Raw genomic sequence first — 25,298 nt, forward strand, 5'->3', positions numbered from 1 at the left:
CCCTCCTATTCGGCGTAGTGGACCCATTTGCGGGAGAAATAGGTTTGCAGCATGGTGAGGACGAGAATGAGCATGAACAGGACAACGGCCGCGGCCGCGCTCTTGCCGAACTGGAAGTTCTTGAACGCAAGCTCGTACAGATGGTACACCATCGTGTAGCTGGCTTTCGCCGGTCCGCCGCTCGTCATGACGAAAGCGGTGTCGAATACCTTGAACGAATCGATGACCGCGATGATCGTCACGAACAGGGTCGTCGGGGAAAGAAGCGGCACCGTAATGCGCCAGAACTGCTGGCGCTTCGTCGCGCCGTCGATCATGGATGCTTCGTAGTAATCGCGCGATATCCCCTGCAGGCCGGCGAGGAACAAGACCATGTTGAAGCCAAGGCCCTTCCAGATGCTCACGATCGCAAGCGAAGGCAACACGAGGTTCAAATCCGTCAGCCATTGCGGCCCCTTCACGCCGAAGAGCTCGCGAAGCATGATGTTGACAAGCCCGAAATCGCCGTTAAGCAGCCACATCCAGACGATGGCGACGGCAACGGAGCTCGTCACGACGGGCATGAAGAAGAACAGCCTGTACATGACGCGCAGGCGCACGTTATTCAAGGCGACAGCGACCAGAAGCGCGAGAAAGATGCCCGCAGGCACCGTCAGTACAGAGTAGTACAGCGTGTTTCGCATTGCTTTCTGGAAATCCGGGTTATGGAATGCGTACGAGAAATTATCGATGCCGATGAATTTCGCGGCGGTGAACCCGTCCCAGTTCAAGGTGCTGAGCACAAACGCGCTGACCAAGGGGATGAGTGAGAAGAGAAGGAGCCCGATCAGCTGCGGCGCGATAAAAACAAAGCCCCATATCGTATTGGAACGTTTCGGATTCATGGCGGTCCCTCCTGACTATGCATAGTGAAAACAGGTCAGAAGGGGTGGAACGAATTCCTCCCCTTCTGCCATTCGTGCCTATTGGCGATAAGCGTTATTTGGCGGCAGCTTCTTCAATCTTCTTGTTGACGCCTTCGGCTATCTTCTTCAGTGTCGTCGCCGCATCCTGCTTACCGAGCAGCAGGAGATCGTAGTTGTCTTTCACGACATCCGAAGCGCCTGGAACGCCGGATTCGGACGGCCACAGCGCATAGCCGATTTCGCGGGCGTCGAGGAAGTATTGGGCATGGGCAGGCTGAGCGTTTTTGTCGAGTACCAGATCGTCTACGCCGGATACGGAAGGAACGGCGTTGCCGCCTTTAAGACGGAACTGCTGGCCTTCTTTCGATACGAAGTAGGAGAGGAAGTCGTATGTTTCATCCGGATGCGCCGTTTTCTTGTTCATGACCATGTAGGCTGTCGGAATACCGGCGGATTCCATTTTGTTGCCCGTGTTCGTAGGCAGCGGCACGATGTCGTATTGCAGGGCGGTGTTGGCGTTGAATTGCGGTACCCACCAGCGGCCGGCGATGCCGAAGCCGACTTGGTTCGACATGAACATCGCATCCGGACCTTGGCCCTTCGGCAGCGAGCCGGAGAAGACGAAGTTCTTGTTCTTCACGTTGTCAGCCAGGAATTGGAACGCTTCAACCGTCTTCGGATCCGTATCGCCGATGAATTTGCCGCCTTGCTCCTTGTCGTAGACTTTGCCGCCGTTCGTCGTTACCCACGAGTAGACCGGAGCGGACCAGTCTTCCAGCACGAGGCCGTATTTGCCTGCAGCTTGCAGCTTGCCGGTAATTTCGGTGAGCTTCTTCCAGTTCCACTCGCCGGATTCGAACAATTGCTGCGGATCGTCGGTGATGCCGGCATCCGCGAGCACTTTCTTGTTGTAGTACATGACAAGCGGGTTGCAGTCGACGGTGACGCCGTATATTTTATCGCCGACCTTCGAACCACCCCATAGTCCATCGGCAAAATCAGAGGACTTGATCGGACTGCTCGGGTTGTCGATCAGCGACGTTAATTCCGTAATCGAGCCGTTCGCGATCAGCTTAACGACTGTCGCATCGCCGGCATAGAACGCATCAGGCGCTGTTCCGCCTTGAAGCTGGGTAATGATCTTCTCTTCGTAACCGTCGTTCGGTACGGCGACGAGCTCCCATTTCACTTTCGGATGATCCTTGTTATACTGGTCGGTCAATTCATAGAAACGCTTCAATTCACCTGGATTTCCCCACGTACTCCATTTCAAATGCAGTACTTCGCCGTTCGAACCGCCTGATGATCCGGAGCTGCACCCCGTTGCGATCATTGAAATTAGAGCTACTGACCCCGCAGTAAGCTTCCATGTTCTCTTCATGGCTTTTTCTACCCCTTCCAGAGTTTAAAGTATTCCAATAGTGGATAAATCTAGTGGGAAATCGTAGGTGTAAGGAGAGTATAAGGCACAATGATAGCGTTTTCAATGTGCTTTTTCCGGATAAAAAATGGACTTTTATGATCTCGCACAGGCCTCATTGGGGATGAAAACCGGAATCAGCATGATTTTCCCAGCGGGATGTTACCTCTTTGTAACTACTGAAGCCGCCTATTCTATTACGATTGAGGTATAGTAGAGGATAGAGTAGAGCGCGAGGTGGCAGCATCATGGATTCTTGGGTAAAAAGCGGAAATAGACGGCGTTTAGCCGTTTCGATAATGGCAACGCTGATGATAGTTAGTTTGACGCTGACCGGCTGCGGCATGAAAGACACGCTGCAGGCGGATCAAGGACATGGAAGCAGCAGCGCTGCGACCGGGGGCGGCTCGGCTGCCGGCGGTAAGCCGGCTGCTGCAGGCGAAGGACATGGCGGAACCAGCGCGCATCCGGTCACAGGCAGCGGCGGTGAACAGGCAGGCATCGTGAAGGCAGGCTTGAACGGCGGGGGCAAGGGTAGCGCTCCCGAAGCGCCGTCGAAGCCGGATTCGGATGCGAACGCCGACCAGCCGAAGCCGCCGATCCATAAGCCCTCCGTACCGACGGTCAAGCTGGATAAGCCGAGCGAACCGCCGGCGAGTTATAGCGGAAAGCCGGGAGCGAAGCTCGCGGCGCTGACGTTCGATGACGGCCCGGACGGGAAGTACACACCGGCGATTCTGGATATTCTGAAGGCAAACAAAATTCATGCGACGTTCTTCGCAGTAGGCATTCAGGTGAAGCATTACAGCTCCGTCGTCAAGCGCATCGTGAACGAAGGCAGCGAAATCGGCAATCACAGCTATTCGCACAAGGATCTGTCCAAACTTGACAGCGATCCCATCTTGAATCAGATTAAATGGACGGATACACTGATCGCCAAACAGACGGGCTATGTGCCGCGGCTTGTCCGCGCGCCATACGGGGCGGCTTCGCCGCTGCTTAAGCAGCTCATGAAGGACAACCACCGCGAGTTGATCAATTGGACGGTGGATACGAGAGACTGGTCCGGCAGTCCGGTTGCGGCAATACGGGCGAACGTGAACAAGCATACGCATCCCGGGGGCATTATTCTCATGCATTCGTTCGGCAGCAAGCACATCGCCAATACAGTAGCTGCGCTGCCGTTAATCATTAAGGACCTGCAGGCCAAAGGTTATACGTTCGTCACGGTCAGCGAGCTGCTGGGTGCGAAGGCGAAGAACAAGCAAGCTAGGAAGAAGTAGTCCGGGAGGAGCGCACTTATTATGAATGCATTACGATGGCTGCTGCGTCACGCTCTTCTTGCCGGCGGAGTCTTCGGCTTGCTGCTGACAGCCGGCTGCCAGTACACGGCTACGCCGGCGGATCTGCTGCTCGCACCGCGTTCGACGCCGGAGAATGCAGCGCTCGCTTCCGCGCTGCAGGACATTCTGCCCGCCCGGGCGAAGCTGTCGGTGGCGCTGCAGGAGCACTCCAATTCAGCCGTGCTGAAGCTGGATGCGGACGGCGACGGCGAACGGGAAGCTTTCGTCATCTTCTCGGATGATACGGGCACGCAGCATGTCATGGTGCTGAAGCAGGCAGCCGGGGGCAGCTGGCGGCAGTGGTTTACCTTTGCCGAATCGTCCGTCTATGGGATTGATGTGCTTCGGACCGCGGACCTCGACCGCGACGGTCAGCCGGAGGTTATGATCGGATGGAATCAGTTTGGCGAGCCGCAGCATATTTTGACACTGTATCACGTGGGGAAAGAGGGCGGCAGCCAGGATGCGCCGAAGCCGCTTGCGGAGATGCCTTACGATACGATGGGCACCGGAGACGGCAACGGGGACGGTATTCCGGAGCTTGCTCTGATTCAACTGCAGCGTGCCAAAATATCCGCTTCGCTCGATATTTATCAATTCCGCAAGGATAATGCGGTCAAGCTGACGACGGCGCAGCTGGACGGCTCGGTCAACGCCTACATTCAGGTCGAGCTCGGCACGATCGCGCCAGGCCGCTTCGGCGTCGTGACGGATGCCGCGATCGGCGCGCATTCTTCGACGACGACGATGCTGGCTTGGCAGGACGGCAAGCTCATAACGGTCTATCCGACCAAAACGACGGGCGACGAGAACGTCCAGACGAATGCCTATACCGTGCTCAGCGGCGACGGCAACGGCGACGGCATTCTGGATATGGATGTGCTGAGCGAAGCGCCGGGACAGCCGGATAACGTGCCGTACAGCGGACTGCTCTGGATTGAAGAATACCGGCAATGGAACGGAAAGGATCTATTCGGCGTGGTGGGCAAGCGGTTTACCGCAGGCGGCAGCTATGCGCTGTACGTACCGCTTTCTTGGACGAATTTCACCTTCCGGCATCCCATTGATGGAGATACCAACGATATTGCGCTAGATGCCTACGACGAAGAAACGGGCAAGCGCGAGGAAGTGCTGACGGTGCGCGGGGAGCCGCTCGGCGGATGGAACGAGAAGGAGCAGGTGCTGCAGGAGGATGACAGCCGGTACTTGGAGCTCGGCAGGAGCAACGGGGTTGTCTACTATGCGGTATGGCGCGATAAGCTGTCAAAGGATGCGGAAGAACAAGGCACGCGCACGGCCAAAGGGAGTTTTCCGCCGGATGAAGCGGAAATGAAACGGCTGTTCAAGCTGCTGCCGGAGGCATAAGCGAACGTTGAAGGGGGACCGCCGCATGCGGATTTTATTTCTGGAGGATGAAGAAGCCATTCGCGGCTTCGTCCGCATTAATTTGAAACGAAACGGCATGGATGTAACCGAGGCCGAAGACGGAGAGACTGCACTTGCGCTTGCGCAGGCGGCATCTCCGCCTTTTGACGTTGCGCTGCTTGACGTCATGCTGCCGACGATCAGCGGCTTCGAGGTGTGCGAGCAGCTGCGCAGGCTGTTTCCGCGCATGGGCATCATCATGCTGACGGCCAAGTCGCAGGAGGAAGACAAGATCCGCGGGCTGGAGCTTGGCGCTGATGATTACGTGCAGAAGCCGTTCAGCCCCGGCGAGCTGATCGCGCGCCTGAACGCGCTGAAGCGGCGGATGATGCCGTACGGCGATGAGCCGGATAACGGCGGCGCAGGCGGTGCGAGTGCTGCCGGGAATGCTGCGGCTGCCGGGGCTGCCGGTTCGGCGGCACCTGACAATGCCGGCGCCGCCTCGAATGCGGGCGCACCGGGCCGGGCCGGTATGGCTGGCGCGCCGGACAATGGCTCGGCTGTGCAGCCCGGCGGGGCTGCGGGGGGACACGCCGGCGCGGCTGATGTGTCCCCGGCTGCGGGCCAGCGTCCCGGCCGGCCGGCGGATCTCGTCTCGGGACCGTTCCGCCTGTCTTCGGCGGAGCGCCGTCTATGGAAGGACAACGAAGAGATCGTGCTGACGCCGACGGAGTGGACGCTTGTGAAGCTGCTGATGGAGCGGGAAGGCGAGGGACTGAGCCGGGACGATATTTTGGACGCGGTATGGGGAAGGCATTATGTCGGGGATTTGAAGATCGTCGACGTGAATATCCGCCGAATCCGGCAGAAGCTCGAGATTAAGCCGTCCGATCCTAAGCATATTGAAACGCTGTGGGGCTACGGCTACAGGTGGAAACGGAGCGGCGAGCAATGAGCGGCACCAGCCTCCGAGCCCGGATCGTCTGGAGCTACGGCGTGCTGATCGTGCTCGTCGTCGTCATGCTCGGCTCCATGTTCGGCACACTTGTATGGAACTATTATTACAGCAGCGCCGTCGGCTCCGTGCTGCAGCGAGCGCAGACGGAAGCGGCTATCCACAATCGGATGATCGCGAATCAGCCGATGAAAGAGAAGGCCCGCTACATGCTGCAAAACATGGCCGTTGGCACTGCGCATCTGCAGCTGCTGACAGGCTCAGGTATCCTTGTCGTGGACAGCGACGGGCTTACCGGCGACGGCATCACGCCGCTCGATACGCCGGATGTCCGTCAGGCGTTGGTCCAGGACAAGGGCATATGGCGCGGCCGCGACCCTATTACGAACGAGCGGATTACGGCCGTCACGCTGCCGGTGAAGCAGGGCGAGCAAATCGTGGCGATGTTTCGGTACACGGCCTCGCTCGCGACCGTCGATACGATTATTCGCAACATTCTATGGCTGACGCTGCTGGTCGGCTCCGTCGTCGTGCTTCTATTCTTCACGACGAGCGTGCTGATTGCGAACCGGATCGCTAGGCCGATTCGCAACCTGACGAAGGTCGCGGAGAAGATGGCGGAGGGCGACTGGACGCGCCGTGCCGCGCTGCATGACCGGGACGAAATCGGCCGGCTCGCGGAGACGCTGAATACGATGGCCTCCGAGCTGACGCGGCGGGAGAAGCTGAAGGAGGATTTCATCTCCTCTGTCTCGCATGAGCTGCGGACGCCGCTGACCTCAATCAAGGGCTGGAGCGAGACGCTCGCTTCCGGCGACCTCGCGGATAAGGAAGAGCTGAATCTGGGACTAGCCATTATCGACCGGGAAACAGTCCGGCTCTCGGGGCTGGTGGAGGATCTGCTCGATTTCTCCAAGCTGTACGCGAAGAGCATCGTGCTGCATCCCGAAGTGATGGACGTTCGCAAGACGCTGTGGGAGACGCTGCAGCAGTTCGAAGCGAGGGGGCAGCGAGAATCGATCACCTTCAGCAAAAGCACAGGCGACGCTCAGCTGCCAGCGAAGGTGGATGCGAACCGGATGAAGCAGGTATTCATCAACGTCATTGACAATGCGCTGAAATTCACCCCGCGCGGCGGCACGATCTACGTAAGCGCCGAACAGGAGGACGGGGCTGTCCGGATAACGATCCGGGATACCGGCGTCGGCATTCCGCCCGAGGATCTGCCGCATGTCACGGAGAAATTCTACAAAGGATCGAGCCAGCGCTCCGGCAGCGGTCTCGGACTCGCCATTTGCAAGGAAATCGTCGAGCTGCACGGCGGCAGCTTCATGGTAGGCAGCGTCGTCGACGTGGGTACGACGGTAACGATCACGCTTCCGCTGCTGAAGACGGGGACGCAGCAGCATGCCTAGGTGGATGTTGGAGTCTTTACGCGAGAGTTCAGCGGCTGGAGACATGCGATCAACATAAAAACCCGGCACGTTCGCGCCATTCTGGAGCGAGTCTGCCGGGTTTTTGGCTTGCTTGCAGAGGCGGCATCATTCTTTATAGAACAACGACTTGCGTTTGTTCAGCACGTAGCCGGCAGCGATCAGCGCTAGCACAATAATGCTGCAGGAAAACCAATGCTGGCTGATCCAGTTCAGAAATGCTGGCATAGCTGGGCCTCCTAGGGCAGGTTTTAGGAATAGTATGCCAAAGCGAAGGCTTCATATACGGGATGATGGCAGGTATGGAAACGATGACCGAGGAGAAGTCTACTAAAGGCGCTGATAGCGGCTTTCAAGCCGAGTCCTCCGCGGCTTATCGGCGGAGCAGACTCCGGCTCTACATTGATCACGGAGGTATAAACATGCAGAATCTATACACAGCCGCCGTAACGACAACGGGCGGGCGGGAAGGCAAACTGGCATCGAGCGACGGTGTCTTGAATTTGGAGCTTCGCATGCCCAAAGAACTGGGCGGACAAGGCGGAGCCGCGACCAATCCCGAGCAGTTGTTCGCAGCCGGCTATTCGGCCTGCTTCGAGAGCGCACTCAATTTGGTATGCAGGACGAAGAATGTGAAGGTAGACGGCACTGAAGTGACTGCCCGTGTTACGATCGGCAAGGATGACAGCGGCGGCTACGCGCTGGAGGTTCAGCTCGATGTTAACCTGATGGGAGTCGGCAACGCGCTCGCGCAGGAGCTTACCGAAGCGGCCCATCAAGTATGTCCGTATTCTAAGGCGGTACAGGGTAATATTCCCGTCACGCTTAACGTACTTTAACGAGCGACGAAACCCTAGAAGCACAAGCAGACAAGCGCCAGCCGAATGACCGGCCGTGCGCTTGTTTTTTGCTGTTTACGCACGGTATGAGGCTCCCGTTCTACATACCGCCAAGGCGGTCGACGACTGGAGAAGGAAGACAATCCCATTCCTCCTGTGGTTTAATAAGGTATACTCTTCTATCCTTCTAATTCGACAAAAGGTGGGCTAGCTTATGATGCGTAAACGACGGAATCACCTGCCAGAGGCTCGTCTTGGCCTGCTGCTCGTGCTGGCTGCGGCAATGCTGCTGGGCGGCTGCAGCGAGAACAAATTAAACACAGGGAACAGCGGACAGCAAGCGCCCGAACAAACGGCACCCGCGCCGGAAACCGACACGTCCGCCGCCGAGGAGCCGCCTGTCGTTGACCCGCCCCAATACATAGCGCCGCTGACCGGGCTCCCTTTAGAGAAGGAAGTGACCTTGCGGCCGATGGCGGTCATGGTCAACAACTTCGCTTCGGCGCGTCCGCAGTCGGGTCTGCCCAATGCCGACGTCGTGTGGGAAGTGCTCGCCGAGGGCGGCATCACGCGGCTCGTGGCCGTGTTCCAGAGCACGACCTCCACGGATCCGATCGGTCCGATCCGAAGCAACCGCCCTTATCTGATCCGAATCGGCGAAGCCTATCATGCGGTGCTGGCGCACTCGGGCGCGAGCACGGACGGCTATGATTTGCTGCAGCATCATCATAAGGATTATTTGGACGAGATCTCGAACGCGGGGGCGTACTTCTACCGCGAATCGTTCCGCAAGCCGCCTCATAATCTCTATTCCAATCTTGAGAAGCTGCGTGCCGGCGCCGCGAAGAAGAAGTACGCGCAGACGGTCGATCTGCCGGCATTCCCATGGTCAGAGACGGGTGCGACGAGCGGAGGAACGGACGCCGCGAAGGTCGAGATTCATTTTCTGCTGAAGGATTACAAGGTATCCTACGCGTATAATGCGGCAACGAAGCTGTACGACCGCTTCGTCAACGATAAGCCGCACACGGATTTGACGACGAAGGCGCAACTGACGGCTTCCAATCTCGTCGTGCTCGGCGCGAAGCATAAGACCTACGACGATTACGGCAGGCTCGAAATCGACCTGGAATCCGGCGGACCTGCCATGCTGATCCAGCTGGGCAAATCCGTGGCGTGCGAGTGGGTCAGAAGCGGCGACGGCTTGATTCGCCTCATGAAGGACGGCCAGGAGCTGCCGTTCGTTCCGGGGCACACGTTCTACCATATCGTGCCGATGACGCCGACGTTTGCGGGGCATGTAAAGCTCGGCATATAATGAAGGTAACAGTCCCGTAAGCACGGGCAACGGATGAGATGGAGGCAAGGCAGTTGGAATCGACAACGAAGCAAAATCAACAATCGTGGAACACGGGCGCTTATGCAGCATGGCTGCAGCGGTTCGGCACTCCGGCGGAAGCGGCGGTGAAACTGAAGGCGGCACCAGCCAAGCGGCTCGGCACGGCCTTATCCTATATGGGCGACGTAGCGGGCAAGCGGATCGTCAATCTGCTTGGTTCGAACGGCAACAAAGCGGTTGCCCTGGCGCTGCTCGGCGCGCAGTCGACCGTCATTGATTTCTCCGATGAGAACAAGCGGTATGCGGAGGAGCTGGCGGCGGAAGCGGGCGTTCCGCTGACTTATATATCGGCCGATGTGCTGAAGCTGCCTGAGGCGCAGCTGACCGCCGATTATGATATCGTGTTCATGGAGTTCGGCATTCTGCATTATTTCCTCGACCTGGCGCCGCTGTTCGCGGTCGTGCGCGGGTTATTACGTCAAGGCGGAAAGCTGGTGCTGCAGGATTTTCATCCCGTATCGACGAAGCTCATCTCGTCGCGCGGCACGACGGCCAACATCCGCAAGCACAAAGTAACGGGCGATTATTTCAGCACGGAGCTGGAGGAGAAGGAAGTGGCGTTCTCGAAGTTTCTGCCGGAGCATGGCGGCCAGACGCAGACGGTGAAGCTGCGCAACTGGACGCTCGGCGAGATCGTGACAGGCATTGCGGCAGAGGGGCTGTACATCACCCTGCTGGAGGAGCTGCCGAACCAGTCGTCGGACGTATTCGACCAGGGCATTCCGAAGACGTTCACGATCGCCGCGTTGAAGCTTTAACGATAGGCCTAGAGAAGAAGGAAACCGGACTGCCAGTTTCCTTTTTTTTATTTGCCTTAGAGCGGTTAAATTCGGCTGATGCGGAAAAGAATAGGAGAAGCGTCAGTGTAAAGTGAAAGAAGTTTTGAGAAAGTCATAAATCCTTTACATTACCTTAACAATTCCATTGTAAACTATGTTAAGATATTGTCGGTTTCATAACCATAGTGGTGAATCGTACCGACTTCATCAAATCAAGCTCGGGTGGCAAAGGGGATAGTTATGTTTAAGAAGAAGAATGACGTGTTCTTTACGACACTAGAGGCCATGGCAGATACGATTTTGGAGGGCGTGCTCTATTTTCAGCAGAACGTTTCCAAGATCAGTGATGCGGCGCAGTTTGCAAAAGCAATGAAAGAGTACGAAAGCAAATGCGACCGTCATGTACATACCATACTGACCGAGCTGAATAAAACGTTCATAACGCCGATCGACCGCGACGATATCCTGCGGCTGACGACTTCGCTTGATGATGTGCTCGACGGCATCGAAGCCTGCGCTTCGCGCTTCGAGATGTACGATATCACGGAGCCGGACGAATATATCACGCTGTTCGCGGAGAATATTCTGCGCTGCGCCCAGCAGATCAAGAAAGCGATCTATCTCTTGTCAGAGAAGAAGCTGCTGGCGATGCGCGAGCCGGCCATTCATATCAACGAGCTTGAGAATCAAGCCGACGACTTGCTGCGCATCAGCGTGAAGAGCTTGTTCACGAACGTGAAGGACCCGATCGAGCTCATCAAGCGCAAGGAAGTCTATGAGCGCCTTGAACAGACGACCGACTACTGCGAGGATGTCGCGAACACACTCGAAACCATCATCATGCGCAACAGCTAAGGAGACGGAGACGAGCAGTCATGGACATTTACATTTGGGTTGGCATCGTTATTTTCCTTGCGCTTGGATTCGATTTCATCAACGGGTTTCATGATACCGCCAATGCGATCGCAACGACGGTATCCACGCGGGCTTTATCGCCGCGCATGGCGATTATTCTGGCTTCGGTGATGAACTTCGTGGGCGCGGTCCTCTTTACCGGGGTAGCCAAGACGATCGGAGGAAAAATCGCGGATCCTACCGTGCTTGAGCATGGGGTTCAGGTCGTGGTCGCTACCCTCATCGGGGCGATTGTCTGGAATCTATTCACATGGTGGATCGGTATTCCTTCTTCCTCTTCGCATGCGCTGATCGGGTCGCTCACCGGAGCGGTCGTCAGCTCGGCGGGCTTCAAGGCCGTGAACGCGGCAGGCTTCATCGATATTATGAAGGCACTTATTCTATCCCCGCTTATCGCATTCGCGGGCGGTTTCGTCATCATGTGGATTCTGAAGAAGATCTTCGCGCGTTCGAGTCCGCATCAAGTCAATAAAGCATTCCGCACGGGACAAATCTTCACGGCGGCATTCCAGTCGTTTACGCACGGCACGAACGACGCGCAGAAGGCGATGGGCATCATCACGTTCGCGCTCGTGACGGCGAATGTGCAGGACAGCACGGACCATATTCCGCTGTGGGTTAAACTATCCGCGGCAACGGCAATGGCGCTCGGCACATCAATCGGCGGCTGGAAAATCATCAAGACGATGGGGACGAAAATTTTCAAAATCGAGCCCATCAACGGGTTCGCAGCTGATATTACCTCCGCCTCCGTCATTCTGTCTGCGACGTTCACGCATTTGCCGGTCAGCACGACGCACGTCATCACCTCTTCCATTCTCGGCGTAGGCAGCGCGAAGCGCTTCTCCGACGTCAAATGGGACCTCGCGGGACGGATCATCATTTCGTGGTTGATTACGATTCCGATTACGATGATCCTGTCGGCGCTGATCTATCAAGTGATTGCCCTGTTTATCTAACAGCGGCGCAGCCAAATAGGATCACACAACAAGCATGATCAAACAAAACAAAGAGACCCTTTCGCCGAATGGCTGAAGGGTCTCTTTGTTTTGTTTCGCAAGAGAGGAGTTAGAAGCTCTGCGGATGCGGCGGCGGGTCAAGAGGGGCGAGCGTGTTGTAGCCGCCGAAGCTGCTGTTCTGGCTGCGCAGGTCCTCGTGGAAGTGGGCGATCGTCGTCATGAAATAAGGATACAGCCACAAGCATCCAATGAGGAGCGTAGGGATACAAAGCAGCGCCCAGCCGATAAATGACAGCCAGAGTACAAAGAATCGTCCTTTATGGCCGGCCATCATGGCTTTGCTGCGCCGGATGGCTTCGAGCGCCCCGATTTCGGGGTTGTCTCTGGATATGAAATAAGCTTGGGAGTAGCGGATAGCCGCGATAATGCCGGGAACGATGAGCAGCAAGGACCACAATAATGTGAAAACCGTCATGAAGAAATATAAGACGAATGTGCGCCAAAGCAGCGGAAAGCCGCTCCAAAGCACTGCGAACGCGGGACGTTCGCCTCTCGCAACGTTCATGTAGTACGCGTAAACGCCAAAGGCCAGCGCTCCGGAGATAAGAAACGAAATGATATTGCCGATATTCGGAATGGCGCCGAGCCCTCCGGCAATGGCATACATAACAAGCGTAAAGAGCGCGCTTCTTCCCCACTGTCCTGCTAAGCTTTGCCTTGCTCTTGCTCGCAATTCTGAACTTGTTACCATGTTTGCAGCGAACCACCTTTGGTTTGATTTTTGTTCCCCTGTCTAACCTATGCACGTCATGTAAGGGAAATGTGAATAAATTTCGAACAAATGCTAGAGTCAATATTATCCTATATTTTCAAAAAAATCATCATATATTCGGGATTAATGTCGAGAATGGCGGATTTAGAGCGCCATCTAGTTCCTAAGAACTCTATCAATCCGGTGTAATCATCCTATTATTTTGGGGGAACATGCGGGAATGAGTGGCATGAAAATGCATCTGCGTGCTGGTCGACGAGCATTCGGCGAGCGCCTCCGCGCTGCTGACGCTAGGTCTTCACACGTACATGCCGAATGTGACGGTCGTCGGCCGGACCACTCAACCCGATATAACGGTAGAGGGCCAAACGCTGGAGGACTTCATGAAGCCCGTGCGAGCGGGGCGCACCTGACAAAGAGCAGTCCAAAGCGGCGGGAGCCGTTCGTGGACTGCTCGGCAGGGCGTGCCTGCTGGTATTGGCGGGCGCAAGCACTCAGTCCGCAGTTACCTATCTGCGCGGGCGTTTGCGCTTCGTGCCTGGCGCAGAGCTTGCGCCGGGGCGTCTGCGTCTCCTTTTGCGCGGCTTCGGCTTACTGCTCTCGTCTTCCGCGATGGTGGCGTCTGCGGCGCCTTTCTTGCCGAAGGAGCCTGCGAGCACCTTGATGAGCGGCGCCATCTGGGTGATGCTGCCGACCACCTTCTGCACCTTGCCCATCGTCGAGACGATGCCGTCGATGCCGCCCATGCGGTCGACGACGCCCTTGATGTCGCTCAGGCTGTTCGCGAGATTGAAGCCGGACTTGGTATCGGACTTCGTCTCCGTGACAGCAGCAGCCGCTGCGGGGAGAACGGAAGTGTTCGACTCCGGCAGCGGAATGATCTGCTGCGACGTAGCCGGTTGAATGGTGATGGACGGGACGCCGGTCGAGAATTCGGACGTGTCGAAGGGAACGGGCGCTTTCAACCCGATGCTCTTGCTCGCGAACGGATCGTTGATGCCCGGAAAAGGACTCTGTCCTTGATTTTGCAGGCCTTGACCTTGGCCGCCGGAGGGCTGCTGGAAGCTTCTGACGGACGGATCGTAGCGGTATTTCACGCAGATCACAACCTTTTTACCGTTTTGATAGTAGTCTATGGGATAGGCGAACATACGGATTGGACGGATGCCCGTTTTCGGCAAATAATTTGGACTGTGCGTTGTCCCAGGACGCTGGACCGCTGCCGTTACCGCTTCGGACCTTGCGGGCACAGCTTGAACAAACGCATGCATTTTACTGCAACTCTTCGAATCTGTAAAGCGACAACACGGTGACGGTTGAAAATACCCTCTGAAAGAAGTACACTGAGCTTAATAGTGAGATCAGGTAGGAGTGAATGGACGATGCAACTGAAGAAGCTCAATGATAAGACGGTCGACCAGCTGTTCGAAGCGGTGCTCACGCTGAAAACCGTTGAGGAATGCTATATTTTCTTCGACGATCTGTGTACGGTGAACGAGATTCAGTCGCTGTCCCAGCGCCTTGAGGTGGCGCGCATGCTTGGCAAAGGCGCGACATATAATCAGATTGAAGCGGAGACCGGCGCCAGCACAGCAACAATCTCCCGCGTGAAACGGTGCTTGAACTACGGCAACGACGGGTACAAAATGGCGCTGGAGCGCTCGGGTCGCTAAGCGGATGAAGCCAGGCATTCTCGTCATCAGCCACGGCTCGCGCGAAGCGGGATGGGTGCGGCTTGTCGATGACGCCGCCATGGCTGTCGCCGCGTCGGAGGCGTGTTCGTCTTCAGTTCCCGGCGGTAACCAGGTGCCCGTCGTGTCGTCGTTTCTCGAGATCGTGGACGGCCGGCTCATTCAAGACGGCATAGATCGGCTGACAGCGGAAGGCGTGACGGAGTTATACGTCCTTCCGCTTTTTGTGTCGTCCGGCAGCACGCATGTGGACGACATTGCGCAGGCGTTCGGCATGGCGCCGGTCGCTGCGGGACGTCCCGGCGAGCTGGAGCCATTTCGCATCCCGCAGGGCGTGCGCGTGCGCTTCGGGCTGCCGATCGACGACGATGCGGATATTGCGGAGCTGCTGCTCGGCAATATCGCGTCCCTGTCGTCGGCACCCGCGCGGGAGCGGCTGCTATTGGTCGCGCACGGCTCGCGCGAAGCGGTGTTTCACGGCCGCTGGCGGGCCGGCATGACGCAGCTGGCGGAGCGGCTTCGCGCCCTTGGCGGTTTCGCGGGAGCGGATATCGCGATGCTCCTGCCGAATCAGGCGGCCTGCAAGCTGCGCGCGCTGCAGCGGCGTTACTCAGGGGAAGATTTCCTCGTGGTTCCGCTGTTTCTGAGCGAGGGTTATTTTACAAGCACCGTCATTCCGAAGCGGCTTGAAGGGCTCGCCTATCGATATAACGGCCGGGCGCTGCTGCCGAATCCGGCCATCGCCCGCTGGATGGAGCGTCAGATCAGGGCGTGGCTGGCAGAGCTGGAAACGGGCGATGGCGAGCGTTTGGGAAGTTCGCTTCGTTAGTGTATAGTAGAGAATAGTGAATGAGAGAAGATAAACGGGCAGCAGGCAGCAGGTGTTTGCAGCGGAAACGGCGGGCGGTCTGTCTTCAGGGCAGGACCGCCGAGCGGAAGTGTTTGGCGTGCAGGTCAGGGGCCCGGCGATGCCGGCATCTGCCTGTTCCTGCGCGTCGGGGGCGCTTCGCGCCGTTTCTTGGCGTGCTGCTTGAATGTGCCGGAGGTGGACGCGTGTCAATTAAGCGGGCAAGACTGATCTATAACCCGACCTCGGGTCGGGAGGAAATAAAACGGCGGCTGCCGGATATTCTGCAGCGGCTGGAGCGCGGCGGCATCGAGACGAGCTGCCATGCGACGATCAGCGAAGGTGACGCGACGGTCGCGGCTGCGGAAGCGGCGGACCGCGGCTTCGATATGATCATCGCGGCCGGCGGGGACGGCACGCTTTATGAAGTGATTAACGGCTTGGCGGAGAAAGACGTCCGGCCGCCGCTTGGGATTCTGCCGCTTGGGACGACGAATGATTTTGCCCGGGCGCTCGGCATTCCGAAGCACTGGGAGTATGCGTGCGATCTGATCATTCAGCAGTACGCGACCCCGATCGATCTGGGCCGGGCGAACAAGCGGTATTTTATCAACATCGCCGGGGGCGGTTCCTTGACGGAGCTGACCTACGAGGTACCGAGCAAGCTGAAGACGATGATCGGGCAGCTGGCCTATTATATGAAGGGTCTCGAGAAAATGACCCGCCTGCGGCCGACGGAGCTTCGCATCCAAGCCGCGGAAATCGGCGAAATCCATGAGGAAATCATGATGTTCCTCATCTGCAACAGCAATTCCGTCGGCGGCTTCGAGAAGCTTGCGCCGGATGCGAGCTTAAGCGACGGGCTGTTCGACGTCGTCGTGCTGAAGAAGTGCAACCTCGGCGAGTTCATCCGCCTGGCGTCCTTGGCGCTGCGCGGCGAGCATTTGAACGATCCGCACGTGGTGCATTTTCAGACGCGCGAGATGACGGTGACGACGCCGGATTATGTGCAGCTGAACCTCGATGGGGAGTATGGCGGAACGCTGCCGTGCACGTTCACGGTGCTGCCGTCGCATCTGCATATTTTCGTGGATGAGGCGGGGAATTCGACGTATAAGTGAGTGCGGTCGGCGTTGTCGGTATGTTGAAAGAATGAAAAGATCAGTAACGGAGCGGGTATAACGAATGAGCAAGTATAGAGGCAAGAGTGGCGGTAGAGGCGGCAGCGGGACTGCGGGTAAGGGTGCTGGCAGAAGCGGCAGTGAGAGCAGGGTCAGCTACGAAACGGCGGTTAATAAGAATGATGACGTCAACGTCGAGATTATCGGCTTGACGCATGAAGGCGAAGGGGTAGGCCGCGTGGACGGCTTTACCCTTTTTGTTCAAGGTGCGCTTCCCGGGGAGACCGTAAGTGCGCGCGTGATGAAGGTGAAGAAGACGTACGGGTACGCGAAGCTGACGGAGATCGTCGCGCCGAGTCCGGACCGCGTCGAGGCGCCGTGCCCGATCTACAAGCAGTGCGGCGGCTGCCAGCTGCAGCATATGAGCTACGAGGCGCAGCTGGGCTGGAAGCGGCAGCATGTGGTGGATAGCCTGGAGCGGATCGGGAAGCTGCGGGTAGCGGGAGAGGCTGTACGCGGCGAGCGCGGTGCAGCAGCGGGAGAAGCGGTGCGCGTGAGCGGCGGTGATGCGGCTGCCGGAGACGTGGGAAATCGCGCCGCAGGTGGTGCGCAGGCGGAGGAAGCAGTGCAGTCCGCGGTTATCGTACATCCGACGATTGGGATGGACGCGCCGTGGCGGTACCGGAACAAGGCGTCCGTGCCTATGGGCATGGCCGTTAGCGGCGCGATCCATGGCAAGGACGGACTGCCTCAGCCGGATCTGAACGGCGAGCAGCTCATCGGTGGATTCTATGCCCGCGGCAGCCATCGAATCATCGACATGGACGAGTGTCTGATTCAGCATAACAGCAACGACGAGATCGTCGCCCGCGTCAAGGCGATCGGCCGCGAGCTCGGCATTACGGCCTACAACGAGGAGACAGGTCAAGGCCTTCTCCGCCACGTTATGGCCCGCGTTGGATTCGTGACCGGCGAAGCGATGATCGTGCTTATTACCAACGGTGCGCGTATTCCTCATGTGGAGCAGTGGATCGCGCGCATTCGCGAGACGATTCCGGGCGTAACGAGCATCGTGCAGAACGTTAACAAGCGCGACACGAACGTCATCTTCGGCGACGAGACACGCGTGTTATGGGGCAGTGAGGTTATCTATGACGAGCTGGACGGTATTCGTTTCGCGATCTCGGCGCGTTCGTTCTATCAAGTGAACCCGGTGCAGACCGTGGCGTTGTACCGCAAAGCGGTGGACTATGCGGCGCTGACGGGGAATGAGAGAGTCATCGATGCGTATTGCGGCATCGGGACGATTTCGTTGTTTCTTGCCCGCAAGGCGGGGCAGGTGTACGGGGTTGAGATCGTGCCGGAGGCAATTGAGGATGCGAAGCGCAACGCGGAGCTGAATGGCATCACCAACGTCTCGTTCGAAGCCGGACCCGCGGAGGTTGTTATCCCGCGTTGGCGTAAGGAAGGTATCGTGCCGGACGTGATCATGGTCGATCCGCCGCGCAAAGGCTGCGACGAAGCGCTGCTGGAGACGATCCTGGCCATGCGCCCGGAGCGGGTGGTGTATGTGTCTTGTAATCCTTCGACGCTGGCGCGGGATCTGCGGGTGTTGGAGGATGGCGGGTACCGGACGGTTGAGGTGACGCCGGTGGATATGTTTCCGCATACCGTTCACGTAGAATCGGTGGCTTTGTTGGTGAGGAATGGTACAGATCGCTGAGATTGCTGTGATGGAACGGGTTTCGTGACTAGTACAGATGGTACGGAAGTGAGAAACAGAGGCGGAAAAATAGTAGAGTTGACTGATTGTTGACGAAATTAATAGATTAATATCGTTTGGCACCTGTTGTTAAAATGGGTGCTTTTTCTTACCAATCATCAATTATATTTATACGTCTGCTGATAAAATTGTGTCATAACATGGTGTAGCCACGGTCTCTCCTTCTTTATTTTTCGAAGAATCAAATGACTTCTGAATTAATGAAGGCGAAAAAAATATTTATTTATATTCAATAAATTTCCAAGCTTAGAACTGGTTTGTACTCTAGAATAGATAGAAATACATCTTATTTTACTATTATCAGAGAAGAGATGCCTAGAAAAGTGAGTGAGATAAATGAGCGAAGGATATAGAAACCTAGGTTTTAAAGTAAAGGATTGTATAAGTGAATTAATTGATAATTCATTTGACCAAGGAGCAGATGAGATACATATGTGGTTCTTTGAAGAAGAATTTGCAGGTGTAAATCGTGTATCCTTCTTATTTCAAGATAATGGTCAGGGTGTCTCTTCAAGAAAACTGAACAATTTTATTGAGTTTAGAAATGATAGTTCAACATTGGATATCAAGAAAAATGGAAAATTCCACTGGGGGTTAGCGGCTTCCCTTGGAGCTTTATCGGATTATGCAGAGATTTATTCAATAGATAGTGGTACGTGGTATCACACCCAATATCCATATGATGGTACTTCTCCAAAAATGAAAGATCCCTTCGCAATAGAACAAATTAAATATAGATTGAAGAGCAGTTCTACCGGAATAATCTTTTATATACAAAGAATCAGTAAAGTTATCCTTGCCGAAGTAAATGATTTGGAACAACTAAAAGACATGCTCAAATACTACATTGGTGAGACGTACAGAAGGGATCTTATTGATAAAAGTATATTTATTAACGGTGAAGTAATACACTTGATTGATCCATTAATGAGAAACAACAATAGGTTGCTATTTTATAGTGACGATGAATGCTCTGTTTCATTAGGCACTATTAATATTTTTTTTGAAGACGTCAAAACAAACCTTCAAGTTCAGGATTCTATTCTCGTGAGTGATTTTTATAAGAGGCATCTATATTATAAAGTTGAATTCAATGAACCGATTATGGAGTTGACAATGGTTAGACTTGAAGTTAATAAGGTCAAAAACAGGACATTACCGGGTTTCATGAAAGTTAATGAAGAAAATAGCGGTTTTTATATTCTAAGAAATCGGAGGCAAGTTGATAGGGCTGTTAAATTTAAAAATATAAACAAAATGCATAATGATTATAATCAATTCAGGGCAGAACTTAAGTTTAATCCTATTTATGATGAACTTTTTGGAGTACAAGTCAATAAGAGCAAAATAGAAATAAAAAGTGTGATAGAACAAATATTATACCAAAAAATGATCGAATACTTTGGGGAGATTTCGGGGAGGACTGTTGCTTCAAAAGTTAGAACATTTTTAAAAGAAAGATCTTTAGTTATTAAAACCGACCCCTTATCACTCGTATCAACGAATTCAACCGAAATTGTTCCTCAAAATAAAGGAAAAAGAGAGCAGGATTGGAGGAATCAAAAATCTGATGAGCCTAAAAAGGAGCATACTTACTACGACTTTAATGATTTAGATGAGGAAGAGCTAAAAAAAATACCAGAATATACGGAAGATGAGCATCGAGCAAATTTTAACGCAAGGGTTAAGAATATAAAATCTCGTGAGTTTATACGTTTTTTCTACTCTTTGGAGATTGAAGACATTGATCATAGAATAAAATGCTTTTTAAATATTATTAAACCTTCTTTAGAAGGTGAGGTTTTTGGATTATTACAAATGATCAAAATACTTTCTCCTACTTCAATTCCATTTGAGATTCTAGACTACAATGATAGATTGGGTCTCGATTGTGTTGCTAGGCATAATAATGCGGGTTTGGTCGGAGAATATTGTTTTTATGTTGAACTTAAGAAGGAATTAAAGCGGACGATGAACCATCGTCTGACATTGGCTAAATATATAGTTTGTTGGCGTGTTCAAGAGCATTTTAAAACGAATGTAAAAGTATTATCAGCATTAGATGGTAATTATAATTTGGACAGTGACGCTTCGGGATTCTTTGTGATTAATAAGCTCGGCCATCTAGTAAGAATTATTGAGTTAGAAGATACATTTACTAAACTATTAAAAAGAGATTTTGCCCAAGGATTAAATTGACAACTCATAAGTTGTATAGCGAATGATGTTTAAGCTATAAAGACATGAAGAACTCGTCGAATTTGTAGAACTTTTCTTAAATAAAAACTAATAATTGCACTTCTAATTGTCATATTTTAGAATTAAAGCAACTAAAGCTTTTTAGCGATAACGAATAATACAGTAAAAAATGGGTCTAACGACTTAATTGAAGGTGAATTATTTGGCTAAATTCATACCAAAGACTCCTGACTCTTTCAATGGTAGTTTCGGGGAAGAGAAAGCTTTTGAGGCTCTTCGCCTTCTGGATAACAACTACATCGTGTTTCATTCTTTTAATTGGATCGGGATTAACGGGAGAACCCAAGGCGAGGCGGATTTTGTTATTGTCCATCCCAACAAAGGAATTATGGTCGTTGAAGTGAAATCCGGCGAAATTGAATACATGGATGGGCAGTGGCTACAAACCAATACTTCGACAAGATACACCAAGATTATCGCCCCATTCGTTCAAGCGAAAAGAAGCCAATTTGAAATATTGGACAGACTCCAATTTGGACTTCGTTCAGGACGGCCCCCGTTGGTATGTCATGCCGTTTGGTTTCCTTCGATTGAGGTGAAGCAGACTGACAAGCTTCCACCGGAAGCACCCAGAGACATTGTATTTGACATGACAACCCTCGTCGAGGCAAGGAAAGAAATCGACAGGGCTTTTGACTATTGGAAAATAAAGACTGGCTATGGAGCGACAATGGACTTGGGGCAACTAAATGAAGTGCTGGAGATCATTGCTCCCCGTTTTCATGCCGTGCCGGGTATGAAAAGCATCATTAACGAAGCTGAGCAAATTTATATTCGACTTACCAATCAGCAGGCTGCGCTTCTGGATTATTTAAGGGAGCAGAAAACCGCAGTCATTCACGGTCTTGCTGGAACGGGCAAAACAGTACTGGCCAAGGAGAAGGCGAGAATGCTGGCCGAAGAAGGAGAGCACGTATTATTTCTTTGTTATAACAGTTTCCTGAAGGATTATCTGCGCAAACATTTTTCCCAGCCGGGGATTGTGTTTCATAACGTTCATTCGCTTGCAGGAGAAATGTTGCGGGATGAAGCAATCGGAGTTGATGAGCTCCTCAGTGAACTGGAAGAGTATTTGATCGAGGTTTTCGAGCTGGAAGACTGGTCGTACAAACACATTGTTATTGATGAAGGGCAAGATTTGAACGAAAAACTGATAAACCGCCTAAATGAGATGGTCAAAGGAAAAGGCGGCAATTTCTATGTATTTTACGATCGAAATCAATATGTAATGAGAAATGAGATGCCCTCGTGGGTGGAAAAAGCGGAATGCAGGCTCATCCTGCATCGAAATTGCCGGAATACGGTGGAGATTCATAATACGGCATGCAGCATGATCCCTTTAGAAGGCAATAATTCGAACAGCTCTGTGCATGGAGAAACACCGAATGCGGTCTTTTATATGTCAAGATTGGACTTGCTGCAAGCAGCCTCTAAATTTGTGAATACCGCAATCAATGCGGGCATTGAGCCCAGCGAGATTGTTTTTCTGACAGTAGAAACGGAGAATAAATCTTGGTTTTCGGATATTAACTCTGTTAACGACATTCCTATTAAAAGCGATTTCTCGACAGACGGTATCTTATTTACAACAGTGCGCAAGTTTAAAGGGCTTGAGGCCAAAGCGGTCATGATTATCGACGTTTCGATTAGAGCATTGACTCACCCTGAAAAACAACGTCTTGCCTACGTCGGATGCTCCCGGGCAAAGCATCTGCTGAGTATTGCGATTTATGATGATACCAATTCCGCAGAGCTTGGGGATTGCTTAAGAAGGATAAATTCCTCAAGAAACGTTCCGAAGAACAAGAAAGGTCTAGGGCGCTTGTTAAATGTGAAAATCGATCATTGACAGGGAGGGGTTCATATATGATTCACAGTTTGATAGATTCGGACATTTGGAACGAGGAATTAGGGTTAATGGAGGATCAGGCACATTTTGAAGAAGTCTGGTCCTCCATTGAGCCAGAACTGAAGCAAACGATTGCAGCTTATTTGGATAAAATCGTACAAGGCAGTCCAAGTTTGAAACCGGAAGCGAGCATGAGCCTCTATATACAGAAGCTGGTCAACGAACATGCCAGAAATCGAGATAAGTACGTAGAAATATTTGAGCCCGATGTAATGGTTGAGTATCAAGAGGATGTCGACGGCTTCAAGGGCAGTGTGCTTAGCAGGCAATGTGTTGTCATTCAGCGTACATTAAACAGCAGCTCGGAAGCGCTAAAAGACTGGAAAATAGCTTACAAGCTGGCGGCTCCCCAGAAATTGTATGATACGTTCTATAATTTGATATTCTATGCCGAGGAATATAACGACAAGATGTCAGAAGAAGTACTTCAGGGTGTCGACAGCATCGAAGCGACGGAGTTTTCTCAACTGGCGGAGGATGCCTGTTATTTGCCTGGAGTTGTGGGTACGGGCATTTTGTCCACTGTTCTGAATACTCTTCATCCGAGATTATTTCCAGGACAGTTCAAGATGGGGATGTTCTCCTTGTTCATCTTATCCGGAAAAAAGCCGATAGCCATGAAGTCCGGTAGTTCGGAGTTCCTCATGGTCAAAGACGACATTCGTTCTAAAACTGGCACAATCGAACAAGAGCATAACTATTACTACCCGTACCAAACGTTTGGATTGTACTCTTTACGAATATATTGCAGCCTTGAGAAAGAAATAAGCGACCGCTTTCATGCCAAATTTCCAGATGATTTCCGATATGTATTGACGAATGATTTTTATGATTTCATATGTGAGGTCAACAAGCAGACGATTCAAACTCTGCTAGGCAACGACGACCAATTGAAGTTCAAGTATTCCATATAATTTTGTTTGCGTTAGGATGGTGAGATATGGATAAATTCTCAGTTATGAAACAGTATTTTTCGAAGGATGCGTTCCGCGGCCAACAGGAAGAAGCGATAGACGCTGTGCTGGATGGCGGGAGAGTTCTCTGTTTAATGCCTACCGGCGAAGGCAAATCGTTAGTTTACCAAGTGTCCGGGGTGTGTCTCGAAAAGGCCGTTATCGTGATTTCTCCGTTAATCGCCCTAATGAAACAGCAGTATGCCGATCTAATGCTGAAAGGCTTCAATTGTCTATTTATGTCGGGTCTCGATTATAAGCAGCAGTTCAAGGCTCTTACGGCTATTGCGAAAGGGATGATACCGGATTATATCTTCATTTCTCCAGAACGCGCCGCAAACGACGGATATTTGGAATTTGTTCTGAATCTCGTTAAGGACAAAATCGGTCTAGTTGTGATTGATGAGGCGCACTGCATTTCTCAGTGGGGTGACGGGTTTAGGCCGGCATACAAAACGATTCCTCTTTTTATCGATCGTGTCTTCGGCTCAGAGTGGCCCCGGGTGTTATGTTTGACTGCAACGCTTAACGAAGAGGATCAATCACAGATTTGTAAGGATTTTGGCATCACGAAAACCATCAAAAGTCCGAATCTGCTAAGAAGCAATCTTAAGCTAGAGCTGAAGAATCTAGGCTCCGGGAAAGAAGATACAAAAGACGAGGCGCTAGAAAAGATTCTCGAGCAACACAAAGGAGATAAAATTCTCGTATTCGTTCACAGAAAGTACGGGAATAAAGGGACTACTCGGACACTTTATGAAAAGTTTTCCCAAAAATATCTTGATTGTGCTTTCTTTGATGCGGATATCCCGGATGGTGAGAAGGATCGGATCCTTCAAGGATTCAAAGACGGGAGCGTCAAAATAGTGTTCGCAACCTCTGCTTTTGGCATGGGTGTGGATATTCCGGATATCCGTGTTGTTGTCCATTACCTGATTTCGGAATCCGTCGAACAATATTATCAAGAGGTCGGCCGTTCTGGCAGAGATGGAGAACCTGCATACGGTTACTTACTTTATACCAGTCAATCGCGGAGAGGGCGCAAAAGGCTCATTGAAAGCTCCCTTTGTATAGAGAAGACATTGCGCGACGAGTATGAAGACCGAAAACTCGCGCAGGGAGATTTATTCGGCTCTATCAAGTATGAGGATCTTGCCGAAGAACGACGGACAGCTTTTTCCTTGTTGGTCGAATATGGGATCATTGGCGTACTAGCCAAAGGGGTGCAGAGCTTCAAGTGCTTTAAGGCAGCTGGGGGCCAAGGGCAAAAGTTTCTGGATGACATTACGGCTTCAACTTCAACCGTGTTAATGAAAATTGTGTGCAAAAAACGGGGAGCATCCATTAATTCGCTGACTTTCGACACGTGGCGGATATGCTCCAAAGGCGAACTATCGCTCATATCTTCGCCCACTAAAGCGATTTTCTATACGATGAAGAAAGAGCTTGATGATGAAACAGTTGCGACCATCATGAACGATCAAGAAGCGAAGCGGGGGAAACGGATGGACGCCTTTGCTCAGTTCGCCGAAGCAATTGAAAATGATGAACCTGCAGAAAGCATTGTCAAGATTGCGTTGAATATTTAGGTCTAAAAGGAATAGGAGATTTACAAATAATCAGATTTTATTTTTTGGTATAATCGAAAGGG

The 25,298-nt window shown here is 52.8% G+C and carries 22 protein-coding genes and 1 pseudogene; 19 read left to right on the forward strand and 4 right to left on the reverse strand.

Annotated features, from left to right (window positions below):
• Positions 1–5: 5 nt before the first annotated feature.
• Positions 6–884: a carbohydrate ABC transporter permease gene (locus KXU80_RS22185; RefSeq protein ID WP_219835338.1), complete on the reverse strand. Its 879-nt coding sequence runs from the start codon at positions 882–884 to the stop codon at positions 6–8.
• A 94-nt stretch (positions 885–978) separates the two neighbouring features.
• Entirely contained in the window at positions 979–2,286 is a 1,308-nt protein-coding gene (locus KXU80_RS22190; protein ID WP_219835339.1) for an ABC transporter substrate-binding protein, read from the reverse strand.
• A 287-nt stretch (positions 2,287–2,573) separates the two neighbouring features.
• On the opposite strand from KXU80_RS22190, the gene KXU80_RS22195 reads away from it, so the two are divergent.
• From KXU80_RS22195 to KXU80_RS22240, 10 genes and pseudogenes are all read left to right on the forward strand, one after another.
• Positions 2,574–3,608 (forward strand): polysaccharide deacetylase family protein, encoded by a 1,035-nt coding sequence (locus tag KXU80_RS22195; RefSeq protein ID WP_219835340.1) that lies wholly within the window; start codon positions 2,574–2,576, stop codon positions 3,606–3,608.
• Between the two features lie 21 nt (positions 3,609–3,629).
• Entirely contained in the window at positions 3,630–5,033 is a 1,404-nt protein-coding gene (locus KXU80_RS22200) for an FG-GAP repeat domain-containing protein (protein WP_219835341.1), read from the forward strand.
• 25 nt (positions 5,034–5,058) lie between these two features.
• Positions 5,059–5,430, forward strand: a pseudogene (locus tag KXU80_RS22205) (response regulator transcription factor); the annotation flags it as partial.
• 357 nt (positions 5,431–5,787) lie between these two features.
• Positions 5,788–5,988 (forward strand): winged helix-turn-helix domain-containing protein, encoded by a 201-nt coding sequence (locus KXU80_RS28170; protein WP_258171484.1) that lies wholly within the window; start codon positions 5,788–5,790, stop codon positions 5,986–5,988.
• Positions 5,985–7,403, forward strand: a complete 1,419-nt coding sequence (locus tag KXU80_RS22215; RefSeq protein WP_219835342.1) for a sensor histidine kinase — start codon at positions 5,985–5,987, stop codon at positions 7,401–7,403. Before KXU80_RS28170 ends, KXU80_RS22215 begins: the two co-directional genes overlap by 4 nt.
• A gap of 440 nt (positions 7,404–7,843) precedes the next feature.
• Positions 7,844–8,260, forward strand: a complete 417-nt coding sequence (locus KXU80_RS22220; protein WP_219835343.1) for an organic hydroperoxide resistance protein — start codon at positions 7,844–7,846, stop codon at positions 8,258–8,260.
• 214 nt (positions 8,261–8,474) lie between these two features.
• Positions 8,475–9,578, forward strand: coding sequence for a DUF3048 domain-containing protein (locus tag KXU80_RS22225; protein ID WP_258171105.1), 1,104 nt, complete (start codon positions 8,475–8,477; stop codon positions 9,576–9,578).
• 38 nt (positions 9,579–9,616) lie between these two features.
• Positions 9,617–10,417 carry a class I SAM-dependent methyltransferase gene (locus tag KXU80_RS22230; RefSeq protein WP_219835344.1) on the forward strand — a complete coding sequence of 267 codons (801 nt, stop codon included), beginning with the start codon at positions 9,617–9,619 and terminating at the stop codon, positions 10,415–10,417.
• A 261-nt stretch (positions 10,418–10,678) separates the two neighbouring features.
• Entirely contained in the window at positions 10,679–11,293 is a 615-nt protein-coding gene (locus KXU80_RS22235) for a DUF47 domain-containing protein (RefSeq protein ID WP_219835345.1), read from the forward strand.
• Positions 11,294–11,313: 20 nt separating this feature from the next.
• Positions 11,314–12,312, forward strand: coding sequence for an inorganic phosphate transporter (locus KXU80_RS22240; RefSeq protein ID WP_219835346.1), 999 nt, complete (start codon positions 11,314–11,316; stop codon positions 12,310–12,312).
• A gap of 109 nt (positions 12,313–12,421) precedes the next feature.
• Here the strand turns inward: KXU80_RS22240 and KXU80_RS22245 are convergent, their stop codons facing one another.
• Together KXU80_RS22245 and KXU80_RS22250 are read right to left on the reverse strand one after the other, a co-directional pair.
• Positions 12,422–13,063 carry a DUF975 family protein gene (locus KXU80_RS22245; RefSeq protein ID WP_219835347.1) on the reverse strand — a complete coding sequence of 214 codons (642 nt, stop codon included), beginning with the start codon at positions 13,061–13,063 and terminating at the stop codon, positions 12,422–12,424.
• A gap of 530 nt (positions 13,064–13,593) precedes the next feature.
• Positions 13,594–14,355 (reverse strand): hypothetical protein, encoded by a 762-nt coding sequence (locus tag KXU80_RS22250; RefSeq protein ID WP_219835348.1) that lies wholly within the window; start codon positions 14,353–14,355, stop codon positions 13,594–13,596.
• A gap of 111 nt (positions 14,356–14,466) precedes the next feature.
• Here KXU80_RS22250 and KXU80_RS22255 point away from each other — a divergent pair, with 111 nt between their 5' ends.
• The 9 genes from KXU80_RS22255 (at position 14,467) to KXU80_RS22295 (ending at position 25,236) form a co-directional block, all read left to right on the forward strand.
• Positions 14,467–14,757, forward strand: coding sequence for a YerC/YecD family TrpR-related protein (locus KXU80_RS22255; protein ID WP_162355398.1), 291 nt, complete (start codon positions 14,467–14,469; stop codon positions 14,755–14,757).
• 4 nt (positions 14,758–14,761) lie between these two features.
• Positions 14,762–15,604, forward strand: a complete 843-nt coding sequence (locus tag KXU80_RS22260; RefSeq protein ID WP_219835349.1) for a sirohydrochlorin chelatase — start codon at positions 14,762–14,764, stop codon at positions 15,602–15,604.
• Between the two features lie 52 nt (positions 15,605–15,656).
• The gene (locus KXU80_RS22265; protein WP_219835350.1) at positions 15,657–15,809 is read left to right on the forward strand and encodes a hypothetical protein; all 153 of its coding nucleotides are present in this window, start codon (positions 15,657–15,659) and stop codon (positions 15,807–15,809) included.
• Between the two features lie 19 nt (positions 15,810–15,828).
• Complete coding sequence (locus KXU80_RS22270) at positions 15,829–16,743, forward strand: diacylglycerol kinase (RefSeq protein WP_219835351.1); 915 nt, start codon at positions 15,829–15,831, stop codon at positions 16,741–16,743.
• A 64-nt stretch (positions 16,744–16,807) separates the two neighbouring features.
• Positions 16,808–18,466 carry a 23S rRNA (uracil(1939)-C(5))-methyltransferase RlmD gene (gene rlmD / locus KXU80_RS22275; RefSeq protein ID WP_219835352.1) on the forward strand — a complete coding sequence of 553 codons (1,659 nt, stop codon included), beginning with the start codon at positions 16,808–16,810 and terminating at the stop codon, positions 18,464–18,466.
• 396 nt (positions 18,467–18,862) lie between these two features.
• A complete protein-coding gene (locus KXU80_RS22280) occupies positions 18,863–20,725 on the forward strand; it encodes an ATP-binding protein (protein ID WP_219835353.1) in 1,863 nt (620 codons plus the stop codon).
• Between the two features lie 202 nt (positions 20,726–20,927).
• Positions 20,928–22,634, forward strand: a complete 1,707-nt coding sequence (locus tag KXU80_RS22285; protein WP_219835354.1) for a nuclease-related domain-containing DEAD/DEAH box helicase — start codon at positions 20,928–20,930, stop codon at positions 22,632–22,634.
• 17 nt (positions 22,635–22,651) lie between these two features.
• On the forward strand, positions 22,652–23,608 hold the full coding sequence (locus tag KXU80_RS22290; RefSeq protein ID WP_219835355.1) for a hypothetical protein: 957 nt from the start codon (positions 22,652–22,654) through the stop codon (positions 23,606–23,608).
• Between the two features lie 26 nt (positions 23,609–23,634).
• On the forward strand, positions 23,635–25,236 hold the full coding sequence (locus tag KXU80_RS22295; protein WP_219835356.1) for a RecQ family ATP-dependent DNA helicase: 1,602 nt from the start codon (positions 23,635–23,637) through the stop codon (positions 25,234–25,236).
• The last annotated feature ends 62 nt before the right edge of the window (positions 25,237–25,298 follow it).

The organism is Paenibacillus sp. R14(2021) (assembly GCF_019431355.1).
Taxonomy (GTDB): Bacteria; Bacillota; Bacilli; order Paenibacillales; family Paenibacillaceae; genus Paenibacillus_Z.

Coding starts and splice junctions, on each gene's coding strand:
- KXU80_RS22185 (WP_219835338.1), bottom strand. CDS start 884: ATGAATCCGAAACGTTCCAATACGATATGGGGCTTTGTTTTTATCGCG.
- KXU80_RS22280 (WP_219835353.1), top strand. CDS start 18,863: ATGAGCGAAGGATATAGAAACCTAGGTTTTAAAGTAAAGGATTGTATA.
- KXU80_RS22260 (WP_219835349.1), top strand. CDS start 14,762: ATGAAGCCAGGCATTCTCGTCATCAGCCACGGCTCGCGCGAAGCGGGA.
- KXU80_RS22290 (WP_219835355.1), top strand. CDS start 22,652: ATGATTCACAGTTTGATAGATTCGGACATTTGGAACGAGGAATTAGGG.
- KXU80_RS22250 (WP_219835348.1), bottom strand. CDS start 14,355: ATGCATGCGTTTGTTCAAGCTGTGCCCGCAAGGTCCGAAGCGGTAACG.
- KXU80_RS22225 (WP_258171105.1), top strand. CDS start 8,475: ATGATGCGTAAACGACGGAATCACCTGCCAGAGGCTCGTCTTGGCCTG.
- KXU80_RS22215 (WP_219835342.1), top strand. CDS start 5,985: ATGAGCGGCACCAGCCTCCGAGCCCGGATCGTCTGGAGCTACGGCGTG.
- rlmD (WP_219835352.1), top strand. CDS start 16,808: ATGAGCAAGTATAGAGGCAAGAGTGGCGGTAGAGGCGGCAGCGGGACT.
- KXU80_RS22195 (WP_219835340.1), top strand. CDS start 2,574: ATGGATTCTTGGGTAAAAAGCGGAAATAGACGGCGTTTAGCCGTTTCG.
- KXU80_RS22220 (WP_219835343.1), top strand. CDS start 7,844: ATGCAGAATCTATACACAGCCGCCGTAACGACAACGGGCGGGCGGGAA.
- KXU80_RS28170 (WP_258171484.1), top strand. CDS start 5,788: ATGGAGCGGGAAGGCGAGGGACTGAGCCGGGACGATATTTTGGACGCG.
- KXU80_RS22235 (WP_219835345.1), top strand. CDS start 10,679: ATGTTTAAGAAGAAGAATGACGTGTTCTTTACGACACTAGAGGCCATG.
- KXU80_RS22200 (WP_219835341.1), top strand. CDS start 3,630: ATGAATGCATTACGATGGCTGCTGCGTCACGCTCTTCTTGCCGGCGGA.
- KXU80_RS22255 (WP_162355398.1), top strand. CDS start 14,467: ATGCAACTGAAGAAGCTCAATGATAAGACGGTCGACCAGCTGTTCGAA.
- KXU80_RS22245 (WP_219835347.1), bottom strand. CDS start 13,063: ATGGTAACAAGTTCAGAATTGCGAGCAAGAGCAAGGCAAAGCTTAGCA.
- KXU80_RS22230 (WP_219835344.1), top strand. CDS start 9,617: ATGGAGGCAAGGCAGTTGGAATCGACAACGAAGCAAAATCAACAATCG.
- KXU80_RS22190 (WP_219835339.1), bottom strand. CDS start 2,286: ATGAAGAGAACATGGAAGCTTACTGCGGGGTCAGTAGCTCTAATTTCA.
- KXU80_RS22295 (WP_219835356.1), top strand. CDS start 23,635: ATGGATAAATTCTCAGTTATGAAACAGTATTTTTCGAAGGATGCGTTC.
- KXU80_RS22240 (WP_219835346.1), top strand. CDS start 11,314: ATGGACATTTACATTTGGGTTGGCATCGTTATTTTCCTTGCGCTTGGA.